The 17,948-nt window shown below is 49.0% G+C and carries 16 protein-coding genes; 8 read left to right on the top strand and 8 right to left on the bottom strand.

Annotated features, from left to right (window positions below; translation table 11 throughout):
* Position 1: 1 nt before the first annotated feature.
* The 7 genes from C6H66_RS17105 to C6H66_RS17075 all read right to left on the bottom strand — a co-directional run bounded on the left by C6H66_RS17105 (position 2) and on the right by C6H66_RS17075 (position 6,895).
* Positions 2–1,474, bottom strand: a complete 1,473-nt coding sequence (locus C6H66_RS17105; RefSeq protein ID WP_105396205.1) for an NAD-dependent succinate-semialdehyde dehydrogenase — start codon at positions 1,472–1,474, stop codon at positions 2–4.
* Complete coding sequence (locus tag C6H66_RS17100) at positions 1,464–2,693, bottom strand: Bcr/CflA family multidrug efflux MFS transporter (RefSeq protein WP_181150228.1); 1,230 nt, start codon at positions 2,691–2,693, stop codon at positions 1,464–1,466. The genes C6H66_RS17105 and C6H66_RS17100 overlap by 11 nt, the downstream gene beginning before the upstream one ends.
* Before the next feature lie 2 nt (positions 2,694–2,695).
* Positions 2,696–3,082 carry a 5-carboxymethyl-2-hydroxymuconate Delta-isomerase gene (locus C6H66_RS17095; protein WP_065391252.1) on the bottom strand — a complete coding sequence of 129 codons (387 nt, stop codon included), beginning with the start codon at positions 3,080–3,082 and terminating at the stop codon, positions 2,696–2,698.
* Between the two features lie 13 nt (positions 3,083–3,095).
* A complete protein-coding gene (gene hpaD / locus C6H66_RS17090) occupies positions 3,096–3,974 on the bottom strand; it encodes a 3,4-dihydroxyphenylacetate 2,3-dioxygenase (protein ID WP_040150290.1) in 879 nt (292 codons plus the stop codon).
* 64 nt (positions 3,975–4,038) lie between these two features.
* The gene (gene hpaE, locus C6H66_RS17085) at positions 4,039–5,505 is read right to left on the bottom strand and encodes a 5-carboxymethyl-2-hydroxymuconate semialdehyde dehydrogenase (RefSeq protein WP_105396204.1); all 1,467 of its coding nucleotides are present in this window, start codon (positions 5,503–5,505) and stop codon (positions 4,039–4,041) included.
* Positions 5,505–6,266, bottom strand: a complete 762-nt coding sequence (locus tag C6H66_RS17080; RefSeq protein ID WP_105396203.1) for a fumarylacetoacetate hydrolase family protein — start codon at positions 6,264–6,266, stop codon at positions 5,505–5,507. The genes hpaE and C6H66_RS17080 overlap by 1 nt, the downstream gene beginning before the upstream one ends.
* Positions 6,263–6,895: a fumarylacetoacetate hydrolase family protein gene (locus C6H66_RS17075; RefSeq protein ID WP_105396202.1), complete on the bottom strand. Its 633-nt coding sequence runs from the start codon at positions 6,893–6,895 to the stop codon at positions 6,263–6,265. The genes C6H66_RS17080 and C6H66_RS17075 overlap by 4 nt, the downstream gene beginning before the upstream one ends.
* Positions 6,896–7,272: 377 nt before the next feature.
* On the opposite strand from C6H66_RS17075, the gene hpaR reads away from it, so the two are divergent.
* Positions 7,273–7,719 (top strand): homoprotocatechuate degradation operon regulator HpaR, encoded by a 447-nt coding sequence (gene hpaR, locus C6H66_RS17070; protein WP_040150297.1) that lies wholly within the window; start codon positions 7,273–7,275, stop codon positions 7,717–7,719.
* A 180-nt stretch (positions 7,720–7,899) separates the two neighbouring features.
* Here the strand turns inward: hpaR and C6H66_RS17065 are convergent, their stop codons facing one another.
* Positions 7,900–9,195: a hypothetical protein gene (locus C6H66_RS17065; protein ID WP_040150299.1), complete on the bottom strand. Its 1,296-nt coding sequence runs from the start codon at positions 9,193–9,195 to the stop codon at positions 7,900–7,902.
* 1,037 nt (positions 9,196–10,232) lie between these two features.
* Here C6H66_RS17065 and C6H66_RS17060 point away from each other — a divergent pair.
* The 7 genes from C6H66_RS17060 to C6H66_RS17030 all read left to right on the top strand — a co-directional run bounded on the left by C6H66_RS17060 (position 10,233) and on the right by C6H66_RS17030 (position 17,812).
* Positions 10,233–10,814 (top strand): hypothetical protein, encoded by a 582-nt coding sequence (locus tag C6H66_RS17060; protein ID WP_105396201.1) that lies wholly within the window; start codon positions 10,233–10,235, stop codon positions 10,812–10,814.
* Between the two features lie 101 nt (positions 10,815–10,915).
* The gene (locus C6H66_RS17055; RefSeq protein ID WP_105396200.1) at positions 10,916–11,635 is read left to right on the top strand and encodes a fimbrial biogenesis chaperone; all 720 of its coding nucleotides are present in this window, start codon (positions 10,916–10,918) and stop codon (positions 11,633–11,635) included.
* Complete coding sequence (locus tag C6H66_RS17050) at positions 11,635–12,207, top strand: fimbrial protein (RefSeq protein WP_105396199.1); 573 nt, start codon at positions 11,635–11,637, stop codon at positions 12,205–12,207. Before C6H66_RS17055 ends, C6H66_RS17050 begins: the two co-directional genes overlap by 1 nt.
* Positions 12,208–12,311: 104 nt before the next feature.
* Positions 12,312–12,977 (top strand): fimbrial biogenesis chaperone, encoded by a 666-nt coding sequence (locus C6H66_RS17045; protein WP_248000709.1) that lies wholly within the window; start codon positions 12,312–12,314, stop codon positions 12,975–12,977.
* 30 nt (positions 12,978–13,007) lie between these two features.
* On the top strand, positions 13,008–13,790 hold the full coding sequence (locus C6H66_RS17040; RefSeq protein WP_105396197.1) for a fimbrial biogenesis chaperone: 783 nt from the start codon (positions 13,008–13,010) through the stop codon (positions 13,788–13,790).
* Positions 13,791–13,873: 83 nt separating this feature from the next.
* Entirely contained in the window at positions 13,874–16,516 is a 2,643-nt protein-coding gene (locus tag C6H66_RS17035) for a fimbria/pilus outer membrane usher protein (RefSeq protein ID WP_105396196.1), read from the top strand.
* 144 nt (positions 16,517–16,660) lie between these two features.
* Entirely contained in the window at positions 16,661–17,812 is a 1,152-nt protein-coding gene (locus C6H66_RS17030; RefSeq protein WP_046395654.1) for a hypothetical protein, read from the top strand.
* Positions 17,813–17,948 lie beyond the last annotated feature (136 nt).

Genomic DNA, 17,948 nt, shown 5'->3' with positions numbered 1-17,948 from the left:
GTTAAACTCCTGTGTCCTCTATGCCGCCAAAGCAGAGGTATTTCACTTCCAGATAATCTTCGATGCCGTAACGTGAACCTTCACGTCCCAGGCCCGATTGTTTAATGCCGCCAAATGGGGCAACTTCATTAGAGATCAAGCCTTCATTGATCCCGACCATGCCGTTCTCCAGCGCTTCTGCCACACGGTAAATTCGGCCGATATCGCGGGAATAAAAATAAGCCGCCAGACCAAATTCAGTATCATTCGCCAGATGGATGGCTTCTGCTTCATCACGGAATTTGAAGAGAGGAGCAATAGGTCCGAATGTTTCTTCTTGGGAGATAAGCATGGATTCGTTGACATCAGCCAGTACGGTAGGTTCGAAGAACAGACCGCCCAGAGCGTGTGGTTTACCCCCGGCCAATATGCGTGCGCCACGAGAAACGGCATCGTTGATATGTTCTTCTACTTTATCGACGGCGGCTTGATTGATCAGTGGGCCTTGTTGTGATTTGGCATCGCTGGCCGGGCCGACCTGCAACTTATTGACCGCTTGTGCCAGACGTTCGGCGAAGGCGTCATAAATGGTTTCCTGAACCAAAATTCGGTTAGCGCAAACACAGGTTTGACCGCTGTTGCGGAATTTGGCTATCAACGCTCCCTGTACAGCGGCATCAATATCGGCATCATCAAAAACAATAAATGGCGCATTGCCGCCCAATTCCAGCGATAGCTTTTTCACGGTGTCGGCACTTTGTGCCATCAATAATTTGCCGACGCGGGTTGAGCCAGTAAAAGAGAGTTTGCGAACAATCGGGCTTTGGGTCAAAACACCACCGATGGTTTTTGCATCGACGCCAGTCACCACGTTGAATACCCCGGCGGGAATACCTGCTTGTTCCGCTAGTGCGGCCAGAGCCAGAGCTGAAAGTGGGGTTTCTGAAGCGGGTTTTAGGATCACCGTGCAGCCCGCAGCCAGCGCAGGGCCAACCTTGCGGGTGATCATGGCGTTGGGGAAGTTCCACGGTGTGATCGCCGCCACAACGCCGATAGGTTGTTTGATCGTGATGATCCGTCGGCCTGGCATCGGGCTTGGGATAGTTTCACCGTAGGTGCGTTTACCTTCTTCCGCAAACCATTCGATGAAACTGGCGCCATAAGCGATCTCGCCCATAGCTTCTGCCTGTGACTTCCCTTGCTCCCGGCTCAACAATTCAGCCAGCGCCTGTTGATTTGCCATCATTAACTGAAACCAACGTTGCAGAATCTGGCTGCGTTGTTTGGCTGTCATTGCTCGCCAGGCAGGCAGGGCTTGTTGAGCGGCTGCAATTGCACGTTCTGTTTCAGTTGCTCCCATATTACTGACATGGGCGATAACTTCTCCATTTGCCGGGTTAGTCACCTTAAACGTTGCTTGGTTGTCGGCATCAACCCACTGCCCGTTGATATAAGCTTGTTGACGCAGTAATTCTGTATTTACATTATTTGTCATGATTTTTTTCTCCTAAAGACACTTGTGTGAGAGGTTTTCGCTGGTAGAAAGTTACTAGCTGCTGGCATAACCAACACAATCCAGCGCAAACTGCCATCACAAAGGCCATAGCAAAAGGGGTTTCATCTTGTAGTAAAGAGACGGCGACGCTGGCAAACGCGGCCATACCGAATTGCGCGGAAATAGCGAGCGCACTGGCGCTACCGGCAAGTTGACCGCGATGTTGAAGTAATAAAGAGAGGCTGTTAGTACCAATGGCATTAACCAGCGAGATAAACAGTACGACCAAAATGACGATCACAGTCAGACTTTGCTGATAAAAGATCACCAGCAAGATGCCGAACAGTAATTGAGCACTGGTTTGGATAAATAACAGACGAGAAACATCGTAGACTTTTAGTAAACGGACATTAAGCAGCACTATTGCCATCATGCCTAGCGCATTACAGGCGAACAGTAAGCCGTAGTAATTCGCCGGAACCTGAAAATAATTGATATAGACGAAAGGGGAGCCACTGATAAATGCGAACATGGCGGCGCAAGTGAATGCCAATGTGCCGATAGTTGCCATAGCTTCGCCATCAGTCAGTAATTTGCCGTAATTTTTAAACGCGGTGATAAGTTTTCCATTGTTACTCTGAGCGGGCAGCGTTTCTGGCAAGAAAAATAGTAATAATATTCCACTGATACAACCGAACAGGCCCAATAGCGTAAATATGGCCTGCCAATTGAAATAGGTTAACAAGAAGCCACCGAGTAATGGGGCGATAAGTGGCGCTATCATGGTCACTAAAGTCATGAGTGATAGCACACGTGGTAATTCCTGTGGGCTATAGATATCACGGGCGATAGCTCTGCCCATGACTACCGCGGCGCCACTGCCGAATGCCTGTAATGCGCGTAGTAAAATCAGCTGTTCAACTTGTGTCGCCAAGGTACACAACGCACTGGCGACGACGAATAATGCGATACCGCTAAGCAGCAGTTTTCTGCGCCCTAAATGGTCGCTCAGTGGGCCGTATAACAGCATGCCAATACAGAAACCGGCGAAAAATACGCCTAAGGTATGCTGCATTTGCCCTTGTGTTGCCTGTAATTGCCTTGCCATTTCCGGCAAGGCTGGCAGGTACATATCAATCGACAGAGGCCCGAAGGCCACTAGCGCGCCTAATAAAGGGATTAACCAACGAGGAGGATGCTGATGAAAAGATTTCGGCATCACTACTCCTTACGAAACAAGGCATGGACGTTATTTTGTTTGTAGTTCAATACCGGGTCTAATTCTTCCATTGTAAAAGAGAGAGCAAGGTAACGTTGGGCCATCAGCGAGGCAAAATGTTGTTTGATCAGAGGAAACAGTATCTCACCAACCTGTTGACGGCTTTCAAGGCTGCGTCCTGCGCCGATTTTTAGTGTCATATGGACGAATGCATAATCATGTTGACCGTCGGCCATTTGCCAGGTATCCAGCCAGATGGCGCGGCTGCGTATGCCGCCTAATGGGAAAATGCCGGTATCTGCCAGCGCCTGATTCACTTTGGCGAACAACTCTGGCAGATTGGCTTGTTCACGGATGTTTTCTGTACATTCAGCATAAAAATGTGGCATAGGTTGCTCCAAATCAGGCGATAGCGGGTTTATTGGTGATGTAATCAGGTAGAGGGAATACAGCGTTGACTTGCCCGGTGCCGGAACTGGCAAACAATTCAGTCAGAAATTCCACTTTACCGTCATACTTATCCCAACCAAGTAGTCCTAATAACATCACCGTATCGTGCATATTGCCTTCGCCATAACAATAATCTGCATATTCCGGCAGCATTTTGCAGAACTCTTTGAACTTGCCCTCTTTCCAGAGCTGAACTACCCGATGATCCATCTGTTCGTCGAATTCTCGGGTGTAACTGTTCATGCCCTCTTCGGCACGCTGATCATCAATAAAGCGGTGAGAAAGGGAACCGCTGGCGAATACCGCCACAGTGCCATCATATTTCTCAATCGCTTTCAGAATCGCTTCCCCAAGACGACGACTATCTTCAAAAGCATGAACGGTGCAGAACGCGGAGACAGAGACAACTTTAAAATGTCGGTCACTGTTCATGTAACGCATCGGTACCAGCGTGCCATACTCCAGTTTCAGGCTTGGAATTTCATGCGCCTGAGCACGCACGCCGACATTGCGCGCCTCTTCTGCGATCATTTGTCCCAATTCAGGATTGCCGTCATATTCATAACTCATATCCCGGATGAAGTGGGGTAATTCATTACTGGTGTAAATGCCGGAGAAATGGTCGGCGCAATTGATGTGATAAGCACTATTCACCAGCCAGTGCGTATCAAACACAATAATGGTATCGACCCCCATTTCGCGGCAACGGCGGCTAATCTCTTTGTGACCATCAATGGCTCCCTGACGGCAACCGTGATGTTTTCCCGGTAATTCAGACAGATACATGGATGGCACATGTGTAATTTTGGCTGCTAACGCTAACTTACCCATAAAATCCTCATTTGATATCAGGACGGCGAACCGTAATTCGCCGTGGTTAACGCTGATGAAACGGTTAAATTCCCCAACGCGGGATATGATGATCCCCCATAGAGATACAGACGTTTTTCATCTCAGCAAACACTTCAAAGCTGTATTCACCGCCTTCACGGCCGGTGCCGGAAGCTTTCACGCCGCCGAATGGTTGACGTAGGTCACGGACGTTCTGGGTGTTGACGAATACCATGCCGGCTTCAATATTACGGGCCAGACGCAATACCTTGCTGACATCTTGCGTCCAGATATAAGAAGCTAGACCGTACTCCACGTCATTTGCCAGGCGCAGACCTTCTGCTTCATCTTTGAATGGCAGCAGGCAGGCGACAGGGCCGAAGATCTCCTCCTGAGCCACCCGCATACGGTTATCAACATCCGCCAGAACCGTTGGGCGTAGGAAATTGCCCTCTTTTAGGTGCGCCGGTAAATCAATCGGTTTATCTGGGCCGCCAGCCAGCAACGTGGCGCCTTCTTCTACTCCCAGACGGATATAATCGGAGACTTTCTTCCAATGCGGTTTGCTAATGAGTGCGCCGATCTGGGTATTTGGATCTTGTGGATCGCCTACCCGTAAACGATTAGCGCGTTCAGCAAAACGTTTAATAAACTCAGGGTAGATACTTTGCTGAATAAAAATACGTGAACCTGCGGTACAACGTTCACCGTTGATAGAAAAAATAGTGAACAGAGCGGCATCCAGTGCTCGCTCAATATCAGCATCTTCGAAGATCAGAACCGGAGATTTTCCCCCTAGCTCCATTGAGTATTTTTTCAGACCGGCATTTTTCATAATCTGACGACCGGTCACGGTGCCGCCGGTAAACGAAACCGCGCGTACATCGTGATGTTTCACCAGCGCGTCACCGGCGGTAGCGCCATATCCCTGAACCACATTCAGCACACCGGCAGGGATACCGGCTTCTAGTGCCAATTCGCCTAAACGGTTTGCGGTTAATGGGGAGAGTTCTGACATTTTCAGCACTGCGGTGTTACCTAGCGCTAAACAGGGAGCAACCTTCCAGGTGGCGGTCATAAATGGCACGTTCCACGGGGAAATCAGCGCACAAACGCCAACGGGTTGCACCAGCGTATAGTTGAGCATCTTGTCATCAACGGGATAGGTATGGCCGTTCATTTGCTGACAAATTTCAGCAAAGAAGTTGAAGTTGTGAGAAGCGCGTGGGATCAGGACATTTTGTGTTTGATGAATGGGCAGGCCGGTATCTTTGGTCTCCATTGAGGCGATTTCAGGCACATTTTCATCGATCAACTCACCCAAACGGCGCATCAGGCGTGCACGCTCTTTCATCGGCAGATCTGCCCATTTGGGGAATGCTTCCTTGGCGGCGGCGACGGCTTGATCAATCTCCTCTTGACCACCGGCAGCGACTTCTGCCAGCACTTCGCCGGTAGCAGGATTTGTCGTTTCAAAATAGGTTCTACTGCTGACGTTTTTGCCGTTGATCCAATGGTTAATCATGGTCATTACAAACTCTCCTCATACTCTTGCTGGCTGACAATACGGTTGACCAGACGCCCAACATTCTCAACTTCAACAATAACTTCATCTCCCGGTACCACATCGGATAATCCTTTTGGCGTCCCGGTGGCGATCATGTCTCCCGGTTGCAACGTCATAAAGTCGCTTAGATAAGCGATTAAGAATGGAATATTGAAGATCAGATCAGCGGTTGTACCGCGTTGACGCAATTCACCATTAACCCAGGTGCTTAATGTCAGATTATGCGGATCGGGTACATCTTCTTTATCGACGAACCACGGACCGATGGGCGTCAATGTATCGCGGCTTTTTACCCGGAGATTAGGGCGATAATAATTTTCCAGATAGTCACGGATTGCGTAATCGTTACAGACGGTGTACCCGGCAACGTAATCCATCGCCTGTTCTTTGGTGACTTTGTGGGCGGCTTTGCCGATGACAACAACTAGTTCGGCTTCATAATGCATGTATTCCACATTATCAGGGCGAACGGAAACCTGACGATGACCGGTCAGCGTATTGGCGGCCTTGATAAAAACCAGCGGTTCTTTGGGGGGCTTAAATTCCAGCTCGGTGGCGTGATCAGCATAATTCAAACCGAGGGCGAACAGGGTACCGTTTGCGGGGGGCAACCATTGGACGGATTCGCCGCTGATTTTGCTGCCATCTGTCAGACAGACATTTTCCTGTTCATCGACAGTAACAATCAAATCGCAACCTTGATAGTGAACTCTTGCGTGTTTCATGCTTTTTCTCCCGCTTGCACAACCTGATTTTCCAGTGATGGGAAACCTGCTGCCCGAATAACAACTTTATCGCCCGGTTTGATAGCGACACGTTGGTGTGGCGTCCCAAGCAGGATGACATCCCCCTCTTTGAGGGTTGCGAAATCACTTAATGCTGCGACTAATTCCGTGGCTGAACGCACCAGATCGGCGGTTGACCAGCGATCGACTTCCTGACCATTGATTTCGGTAATGATATCTAACGCATCAATGGATTCAGGATGAGCCATTTGGCCTATGGGGCAAAAGCCATCACGACACTTAGCTTTAATTGCCGGACGATAAAAAGCGGTTTCAGGCAGGCTGACTTCATTAGCTAATGCATAACCTGCGATATATTCGGCTGCGTTTTCGATAGCAACTTTGCGGGCGGTTTTACCTATTATTAATGCCAGCGTCGCACCGCTTTGAACCTCTTCACCTACCGGATGGGGAATCGCTTCACCGGAGGTGATAACGGTATTCCGTGGTTTAATAAACCACACAGGTGTCTTAGGTAAAGTGCTATACGGTGCTTGCTGAAATGAGTCACGCCAGAAATCTACCTGGCTCTGATGGTTGAGGGCTACGGCGAAGACAGTGCCTTTCATTAACGATTCCTCATGAACTTAAACTGGTGGTTTTAAGATGCATTTATTAATATATTAATAAACCACAAGGCGCACTGTTGCAATATGTTAATGTGTTTGTTAATTTTAATTGTGATCTCAGTAACAATATCTCTACTAAATTTATTTTTTATCGTTATTAATCAGTGTATTAATCTTTTTGTGGATAAAGTGATTGCTCCTGTATTAACCTTTTATTAACCTGATTTTCAGAGTTTATTTTTGTTTACTTATTAATATTTTTATGATTTTTTCTTTGTGGTTGACTGAGGGACGTGCTAGTCTTTTTTATTGTGGTTATAGAGTGAGATAGCACTCGTAAATCAGTGATTAACTAAAAATAAGAGCCTTCATTACCCATGCATGAATCTCTGACAATTGCATTACTTCAAGCGCGAGAAACCGCGATGGGTTTTTTTCGCCCAATCCTTAAAAGTCATAATTTGACTGAACAGCAGTGGCGTATTATCCGCGTACTGTCTGATAATCGGTCGATTGATTTTTATGATTTATCTTGCCAGACCTGTATTCTTCGCCCAAGTTTGACCGGGATATTGACTCGCATGGAGCGTGATGGCTTGATCTTTCGTCTTAAACCGATGAATGACCAACGTAAACTTTATGTTTCTTTAACCCCGGATGGTCAGAAACTTTATGAAAAGGCGAAAGAGCAGGTGGAGCAGGGATATCAGGCTATTGAAAAAGCCTTTTCGCCGGAAAAGCTGATTCAGCTTTCAGCTTTGTTGGAAGAATTAATTGCTGTGGGCAATAACTCACAGATAAATACGGAAAAGGATATTAAGTAAATAGAATTTTTATTGAAAATGATAGATGAGAGTTTCCCTCAATCGTAATGTGGTTTCATTATTCTTGAGGGATAAGGCAATAATTTCCGCTGGTTAAAACCCAAAGAGTGGTTTTATTTATTGATAGAGAACTGTTGTTTCCTTTCTAAACTAAACTCTAAATGGCGTAATAAGATAAAATTATGAGCTAATATCTGTACCAGAATGATCATAATGAGTCTTATTACGATCCAGATCACCGGATGCAATTATATCATCGTTGTTAGAGTCAGATTTACATAGCCGAGTAATATTATCAATAGTATCGCTAGATCGACTGTTGGTGTGTATATATTTTGCAACTAATAACTTTCCATCTGTATTGGTACAATTGGAAATAACAACATAGTTATTGTTTGCTCCTTTCTCATAGTAAATGGCCGGTCTTCCATTCTGGAGAGCGTTTATTTTAATGTCAGATAAAGTATTAAATCTGGATTTTAATTGTAACCGGAATCCATTCTTTAAATTATCCGGTATTATATCCGTGAAATCGATATACATATCATTGATATGATTGCATTTACCTTTCCCAATAATTCCTCCGTGATGGCATTTTATAGATTTAAAGCCAATTACAGTATTGTTCTCACAACCAATATCTTTAACATCGGTTTGTTGTCCCATACCAAATCCATACTGGCAATTTATTGCCTTGCAGTTAATGACTTTATTCCATCTTGCATTTTGTTTTAGTTCGATACCAAATAAGGAGATATCTTCCGCAGTACAGTCTGATATACCACTGTACCAATAGTTGGATAGCAATACGCCGTTACATTCTTTTTTCCTGAGTTTTTTCTTAAGTTCTTCGGCATTTCCTGAATTATCGGCATTCTTTAAATCCATATAATCGTTGAATGCTTTAGTTGCCTGGGCATAACAGTTTCTAATGAAAACTCCTTTATATTTTTCACCGGGTTGTAAGGTATCAGTATTGATATTAGTGCTAATATCAGTTTCAGGATTAGTTTCAGTATCAGTTTTATCTTTAGTATCAATATATCCCATAAACCCTGTGCCGCAAAAATCAATGGCTTTTGAATGACTAATGGAGCAATCATTACAATTACATAGTACAAAACCATGTATCCTAGTGTTTCCAATTTCCTCTGGGCTATATTGACTATATTGACAGTCCAAAGTGATACCTTCTATATGGATACCGGTGGCATTTCTCCAGGTAAGGAAACTTCCTTTATTAGAAAGTTTTAATATAGTTTTTCCTATTCCAGCTCCAATAAGTTTGAAGGGTTTAATTGGTTTTTTTTCACTATCTCTGGAGTATGAATTACATGTATAAGTTCCTGATTCTATTTCTCCAATACCGCCATTATCGGCTAGATAATCCAGGAATTTCCCAATAGCTGCGGCATCATTAGTGATATTATCGTTTTCCAAATATTCTTTAAAGCTAATACGTTGTTCGGTTGTCATATTTCCACCTTTATTGATTATGGGTTAATAAGCAGAATGAAGTTGCCTAATAAAATAGGCTACTGAACTTCACTGTTATAACTATCTATTTATGTCATTACTAGTGATTGATATCTGTAATGAGTAGAGATTCTGGGAAAATTATAAAGATTCTTTACTCCATCAATCATCTAATTGAAAATAGTTCAATTGAGATACTATTTCAAGGTTTTCAAATAACAATTAATAAATAGATTATGTCAGTTTTTAATTGTGATGATAAATAATTATTTGATTTTTTTAAATTTAATGAAGTATTAACGGAGGATTTGAACTGCTATTTGGCGGATTAATTCAAGGCTTAATTATAGAGGTATCTACATATCGCCAAACTGACCTAAAGCATAACTGGAGGTAAGCGCTTGTAGTTATTGTTCTATTTTACATTTAATACCGATATCAGGTCTCACAAATCCCCTTAATACCGAAAATCAATAAGAATATTTAATGTAACGCTTTTTCGATGCTGGAGATCCGCATCTTTATGCAATGGGGGAAAAGGTAAGAGTGAGGAAAAGGATTACTCAAAGTCGCGGCGTAACTTTCAATGACATCGATTTCCGATATGGAACAAAAAACCGAACATTTAGAGTTATTTTGTTCGGTTATCTTCAACCGCCGGGGCAGTATACGGAAAATTTCATCACTTAAAAGAGATTTTTTGTATTTTTTTGTAAAAAGTTATGCATTCTTTTGATAACAAAAAGAAATTATTTCTTTTTGTACGAATATTCCCGATGTCGAGATGTTGTTTTTCTGAACGATTTAATATTCGTTTTCTTATGCCAAAGGCAGAAATCCTGAAACAAAACGATATAAGTCAGATGTGATTTCATTAGGTGAATATTTATATTCATATATTTCATCAAGTTAATAACTGAACAAAATAACTCTAAATGACCAGTAAACGCACCGCCTTGGCGGTCCGATTGTTTAATCTGTCATGGTGTTGTTTTAGGCAAAATGTATTCAGTAGATGTAGATAAGGAATAGATGAAATGAAAAAGCAAATTTTGAAGACTTGTGTGGCAGCGGCACTGTGCTTGGGGGGAATGTCGCAGGCGTTGGCAGTTGATGTTGAAGCTAATGGTCATAATCAGCTGGTGGTGAACTCTAACGTGGTTCAGGGCGCTTGTCAGTTTGAGGCAATACCCGTTGTCGCTCTTAATGCTTCAACAGCAGCCTTTTCTCAAGTAGCGGGCCCGGGCGGACTGGCAGTTGGATTACAAGATGTCACGATTAGAACGAGCGGCTGCCCCCTATTCAGCGATGCTCCTAACGGAGCTCAGTTGACTATTACAGGCACACGAGTAGGACCAAATGACAATTTCTTTCAGCTTACTAGCAATGCTCATGGTAATCCCGTAGTCCAAGACCATGCGGTTAGTCTGACGCTGAATGGTGTACGAGTGCAACCAAACCAAGCAATTGACCTACACGATGCCAATACCCGAGCCGCAGTAGCCGCTGATAATACCATCACGCTTAAGGCAGGGCTGGTGAAGATTGCTGATGCCAATACCGCGGTACAAGCAGCAGCCTCCACAGCAAACTTGGTCGTGGGTATAGCGTATCCATAATTAGCGCCGTTAGGCGTCAGGAACATCGTAACAGTGGAATTGGACAGGGAGGTCCAATTCTTGCTTACACATCACCAACACAGACACATTCAGGTGACTCAGTGAAAAGATTGATGACAGCGATGATAATGACCGGCCTGTTAGGCGGAGCAGTCACCGCCGCGCAGGCTGGGGGGGTGGGTCTTGATACTACCCGCATTATCTACTCGGCTGACCGCCATGCGGCAACCGCCTCGGTGAGCAATAGCAGTAAGGAGGCCGTCTATCTGATGCAGATGACGGTCAGTACCACCCCAGGGGGAAGTACGACCGCGCCGTTTCTGGTGACGCCGCCCCTGTTTCGCCTGGAGCCCGGCACTCAGAATCAGGTCCGTATCATCAAAACCGGCCAGGTGTTGCCCACCGACCGGGAATCCCTGTTTTGGTTTACTGCGAAGGCTATCCCGTTAAGCCATAAAACCGACAATCCCTCCCGTCAGCAGGTTACCGGGGGTATACAGATTGCTATGGCTAGTACAATTAAGCTGATGTATCGCCCGTCAGGGTTGCCGATTAGGCCGGAAAAGGGCTTCGGCGCTTTGCGCTTCAAACCAACCGCCGAAGGGATCACGGTCACGAATCCGTCACCCTATTACATCACCTTCGCTTCCCTGAAAGTGGGCGGACAGGAACTGATGACGAAACAACAGAAAGAGAACATGGTTTCTCCGTTTTCGGCCCTGTCTTTCCCGCTCAAGGGGGTACATTACCCGGCCAAAGTAAGCTGGACGGTGATTAATGACCTCGGAGGATCATCATCCTATAAAGGGGAGATACCGTAATGCGCAAATCGTGGACTTTTATCAGACGGACAACCCTGGCCGGTTTGCTCTGTACCGCCCCCCTGCCCGGAGGCGCGAGCACCAACACGGCAGAACTGACGCTGGCTCTGACACTGGAACAGCCAACCTGTGAACTTAACGTGCAGACATCCCGTGTCGAGTTTTCATCCATTCCGCTTAACGAAGTGCAACGCAGTGCGGAACATATCGAAGCGGCGGACAACAAGCCTGTTACGCTGGCATTGTCAGGCTGCGCGGGATCAGCCCGAGCGGGCCGTACCCCGGCGATTAAAATAGCCGGCCCCACACCGGAAAACCACCCGACGTTATTTCGGGATAAATCTTCCTCTGTGGCGGGAAACGTGGGATTTGGCCTGCGCTATCAATCACCGGGAGGCGGACTGGGAAGCTACCTGAAAAATGGCGATTATGTGGATTTGGCATCACCGGGTAGCGCCGTTAAAGACGGTCAAATCACCTTCCAGATGGATATGCGACATGAATCCGGCACGGCTGTCCCCACCCCCGGTGAGCTGACCGCGCACATTCAATTTCAGTTTGACTATCACTGAGGACATCTCAGGTAACGGTCTCAGGAGTGAATGTGGAGCAAGGTCGGATATGCCCAGCGCGGTACAGGCTGGCGCCACTACTATTATTCTGGCTGGGGTTAGGCGTGATCAGCGCAGAACCCTGTCAGGCCGCCGGTATCAGCCTGAATAAAACCCGGGTGATTTTTACCCAGGGCGAGCGGGCGCAGACGCTGACAGTAGTCAATACCACGCCTCAGGCGTGGCTGGTTCAGGTGAGAATCACGGGCGATCAGGCGAAAACCGCCCCAGCGTTTGTGGTGACGCCGCCGCTATTCAGGCTGGAGGCCAATAATCAGAACAGTCTGCGTATTTTGCCGACGTTTAATCTGTCCCCCTTTCCGGTGGATCGGGAATCGCTTGGGTATGTCCAGATGAACGCTATCCCCGCCGCCCATCAGATGGCGGCGGAGCACACTCGGGATCAGGCGTCGATGAGCGTGGGCATGCGAATTAAGTTTTTCTGGCGACCGCAGGGCCTGCCGATGTTGCCGGAAGAGGCGTATGGACAGCTCCGCTTTCAGTCGCAACCCGATGGCGTTAAGGCGTGCAATCCTACGCCGTATTTCCTGTCACTGGACAGCCTCACGCTGGACGGACAGGCGCTCGATCTGAATCGCTATCCCTCCATGATAGCGCCACGGGATTGTGTGACCTATGTCGGACAGCAGGACAAAAAATCGGTGAGCTGGTCGATGATTAATGATTACGGTGGGGCTTCAAACCGGTTTACCGCCAACGTGGCGCGTTAAATTCGCCCTTGTTTTATCCAGAGGTGGAAAGTGAAGAGAGTCAGTAACGGGCATAAACGGGCGCATTGGGCGGCCATGATGTCTCCCTTTTGTTTCGCCCTATTGCTAGGGAGCCTGTTTAAGGCGCAGGCGGCTGAGAATCAGGGGTTATCGTTCTCCCCGATGCAGTTGTCTTATGTGGCTAAAGACAGTCCGGGCGGCGTGACCCTCAGTATGACCAATCACACGGCGCAGGGCTATCTGGTACAGGGGTTTGTCAGCCCGATGGACCCCGATACCGGTCGCTTTGACACCAAAACCGGGCAAGTTCCCCCTTTTGTTGTCCTGCCGCCGTTAAAACGGGTCGAAGCCGGCGGGAGATTTTCGTTCCGTATTCGCCAGCTTGGCGGGTCGTTACCGCCGGATCGGGAATCGGCCTTTGTGATCTCGCTGCGGGCTATCCCCGGCGTCGCCGTGCCGGAGATGGGAGCCTCTAAACACCAAACCGGCAAAAACTCGCAAGTACAGGTCGCCTTACAGATGAATATTCGGCTGTTTTATCGTCCTCAAGGCGTCCCCGCCCGGGATAACGCCACGGTGGCTAAACAGGTGAAATTTTCCCTTCAGGGAACGCAGTTGCGGGTGGAAAATCCCACGCCCTATTTTCTGGCCTTTTCTGCCTTAAAAGTAGGAACACAACAGGCGGATGACCACACACGCCAGGCGCTGGTGCCCCCGAAAGGCATACAGACCTATTCATTTACCACCGGGGTACAGGGGCCACTGGTCTGGCGTTTTCCCGGTGACAGTCAGGATCGCCATGTTCCGTTATAAACCCGCCGCATCGGCGGACGGTGTACCGGCAGAGTGACTTCAATATCAACAAGCACAGGCTTAATTAGAAGCAGAGATGAGCTATGGCAATAAACACTTTATTTCCGTCTGCACTGCGGGCGGGTAACCAGCGCGTGCCCGGTCAACCGGGCGGTTTCCGGCCCCGTCCGGTCTACCTATGTCTGCTGTGTTCACTGACGGCAACGGCCCTGCCCGCCTCGGCGCGGGAATACTTTAATCCCGCATTCCTGATGGGTGCTGACGGTGAACGCAGCCATGTCGATCTCTCGGCGTATGAAAACGCGGGCTATGTCGCCCCCGGACGCTATCTGGTCGATGTCTACTTGAACCAGAATAAGGTGGACAACCGCGAGATTGAATTCAGGCTGGTTAACGGCCATCTCCAACCAGTATTAACCGTCGCACAACTGGAAGGGTACGGGGTCAATACCCGCGGATTACCGGCTTTTAAGGGTAAAGCGGACGACAGCCTCATCACGGATCTGGCGAAAAAGATCCCGCACGCCAGCGCGACTCTGGATTTCGCCCGGTTGCGTCTGGATCTCAGTGTCCCGCAGGTCGCCATGCAGCCTCATTACTCTGGAACGGTTGACCCATCACTCTGGGATTCTGGAATCCCGGCTTTTTTAATGAACTACACTGTCAACGGTTCGGAAGGACGTTATGACCGCCAGGGAAACGGGGAAGGATCACGTTCCCGTAATCTGTTTGCTTCTTTTCGTAACGGGTTGAATCTGGGGCCGTGGCGTCTGCGCAGCACGCAAACTTACAGTTACAATCGTCAGCGCAACGAGGGCGCCTCCGGTTTTTCCACGCCGGCACAGACCCAATGGCAGGTGAGTAATACCTATCTACAACGTGATATTCCCTCACTGCGCAGTGAGTTCACGGCGGGTGAAACCTATACTGGTGGTGATATTTTTGACAGCATCCCGTTTCGGGGCATGAAATTGGCTTCGGAGGAGGCGATGTTGCCCGACAGTCAGCGCGGTTTTGCCCCGGAGATAACCGGTGTGGCGAACTCCAATGCGCAGGTGACGGTATCCCAGAACGGCAATATCGTGTATCAAACCACGGTGGCGCCGGGGCCGTTTCGGTTCACCGACCTCTATACCACCGGGAGTGCCGGCGACCTGACGGTAACCATCAAAGAGGAAAATGGCCGCACCCGCGTCTCGACAATAGCCTCTTCATCTGTCCCGGTGATGCAGCGTCCCGGGGGCGTTAAATATGAATTGACGGCCGGTCAATATCACGGCGGCAGCCTTACCAATGGCAACCGTTCCCCGGTATTTACGATGGGTACGCTGGTCTATGGTTTGCCCCATAGTATCACCCTGTACGGCGGGGGACTGGTCGCCGGCAACTACCAGTCGAGTGTATTAGGCACCGGCGTTTCGTTGGGGGCGTTCGGCGCACTGTCTGCGGATGTGACTCTGGCGCAGGCACAGTTGCAGGAGATCAAAGGGCAGGAAGAGAGCAAACAATTCGGCCAGTCTTATCGCGTAAAATATTCCAAGAACCTGATCAGTACCGGCACCGGCATTGATCTGGCCGCCTACCGCTATTCCACTGAGCATTACTACAGTTTCAGTGATGTTAACAGCATGGGCTACAGCCTGAATGAATATCAGGCGCCGTGGGCGCTTGACCGGCGTCAGAACACCTGGCAGGTGAACCTGCGCCAGACACTGGGACGCTGGGGCAGTCTTTACGCCTCTGGGACGCGCAACGATTACTGGAATGGCCGTACCGACAACAACTTGAGCCTGGGTTACAACGCGATGCTGATGGGGATCAGCTATAACCTGAGCTATAACATTTCTCGGATAAAGGGCGAGGGTCACTGGCCGGAGAACCGTCAGGTGTCATTCAATATGCAGGTCCCGTTCAGTCTCTTTGGGTCATCGTCGGCGTTACGGGGCGTTTACGCCCGCTATACCGCCTCGCGCGACTCGCAGGGCAACCTCTCTCAGCAGACCGGCATCAGCGGCATGTTATGGGATAACCGCCTGAGTTATAACCTCCAGCAAGGCTGGGGGAACAGCGGCCAGCAAAACAGTCGCGCGTTGTCGCTGGGCTATCAGGGCAGTCAGGGAAGCGCCAATCTTGGCTACAATGACAACGCAGACAGCCAGCATTTGACCTATGGCACTTCTGGCGCCCTGCTGGTCCATCCTTACGGAATAACGCTGTCACGCTCGCTGGGGGATACCGCGGTATTGGTTCGCGCCCCCGGTGCGAAAGGGGTGACGGTCAGCAACGGCAACGTACAGACCGACTGGCGTGGCTACGCTGTGCTGCCGGGCGGATCGGTCTACCACAAAAACACCATCAATCTGGACCCGTCCACCCTGCCGGAAGGGGTGGATATTGACCAGACCAGCCGCAACGTTTACCCGACCAAAGGGGCGGTGACGCTGGCGAACTATCAGGTTCGGCTGGGCAGCCAGTTGCTGTTGACCCTGACACATAATGGCAAACCCGTGCCCTTTGGCGCCGCCGCGACGCTGGCAGGAAACGCTACTCAAGCCGGCAGCGGCATTGTGGGCGATAACGGCCGGGTTTATCTGAGCGGCATGCCGTCCGCCGGTCATGTGAAAGTTAAATGGGGCAGCGGGGCAGATCAACAATGCACCACCCGTTATCAGGTGTCGTCCGATTCTCCCGGGAAACTGGTGCAGGCCGATGCCGTGTGTCTATAAGCGTGACCTTCATATGGGCAGCCTGACCGGTATGCCCGATGAGATATCACCGATATCGCTTTAATATCCGGGGCGCCACCCAAAGCGAGGTTAGCCCCGGCAGTGAAAGAGCGATGTGAACAGATAAGTAATTTGGAGAGAAGGATGTTAAACACTGAACGTTTGTGGGGCGGGCATGCAGCCAACCCCGCGCCAACTATCATGGGGCTGGGGGCGTCACTGGTCTTTTTATTGACCGCGTTGCCACTCCAGGCGGCGGAGACTTATCAGGACTGCGAAACTGAACTGATGAATAAGGTTAGCAATGTAACCGTCACCGGCTATGCCATGATGCCGAACAACAAAGATAAGCGTGATTATTCACGGGATGAAATAGTGGGATATACCACCAGCGGCCCTCTTGACTGGTCGACAACCTGTCGCGTCCCTGCCGATACGCAGCGGATGGCCTACACCGTGGATTCGGGAACCGGCTCATCGATCTCTTTGTCTCCATCGAATAGTGTCCGGGTAGGAAAGGCTGGCGACTTTATGGTTGATATCGGGCAATCTTCACTCTCTTGCCAGACGCACGGTTCACCCGGAACCTATCAATCAACCAGTCTGGTCAAAGGGAATAACGACGCCAGCATTCCCTGCGTCCCGGATGCCAACGGTCTGGTTGATATCAGTGTCCGCTCGGTGACCGGGGCGATTTACCCGGACAGTGACGGCAATTTCAATGCGAAACCGGGCGGCAGTTATTTGTCCGTGGGCGCGATCGGCTGGACTCCGACAGCAATATCCGGTTCTAACGGCATGCTGAAACCCCTATGGACTACCGTCATCCTCTCATCCGTTAAAAAGCCGTCCACCTGTGCCGTTGTCCTTACCCCGTCATCGGTGGATTGGGGAACAGTGAAAAGAGCGGGTAAACAGGCGGGAGATCCACTAGAGTCAGCGAGGCAGATAGGGATAAGCAGCACCTGTTCCGGCGATGAAGATGTCTTTCAAAATTCACGCCTGCTCTACCGGATCGATGGACCCTTTGTGCCGGGGAAACCGAATGCCCTGGCCTCTTCAATAGAAGATGTCGCCTTCGCGTTTACTGATGCGGCCAACAAACCCTTATCACTCAGTACCGGGCACCGAGGTGAAGGGGAGAACGCAAGATACGTTAAACAAGCGGGCGATAGCTACACGGCATCGACGCAAGTGTCTGTGGTACCGGTTCTGTTGAAGACTGACGGCGCCGGCGGGCGGGCTCGGGCGGTTGCGGTTATTTCAGTCTGGTCGGATGTCCAACCCTCCGCTTAGTTGTTGCCATTGTTGCAGCGCCAGTCGGCGCTGCATAAAATCGCCCTATCCAGCAAGTTCTTATAATAATTCGAACGATCTTCTTTTATTATTTCGATGTTGTCGCAAAGTTTAGCTATTTGTAAGTCAATTCGAT

It is taken from the genome of Photorhabdus hindustanensis (assembly GCF_002968995.1).
Taxonomy (GTDB): domain Bacteria; phylum Pseudomonadota; class Gammaproteobacteria; order Enterobacterales; family Enterobacteriaceae; genus Photorhabdus; species Photorhabdus akhurstii.
The sequence above is the reverse complement of the archived record's forward strand: the minus strand, read 5'-3'. Positions and strand labels throughout refer to the sequence as shown.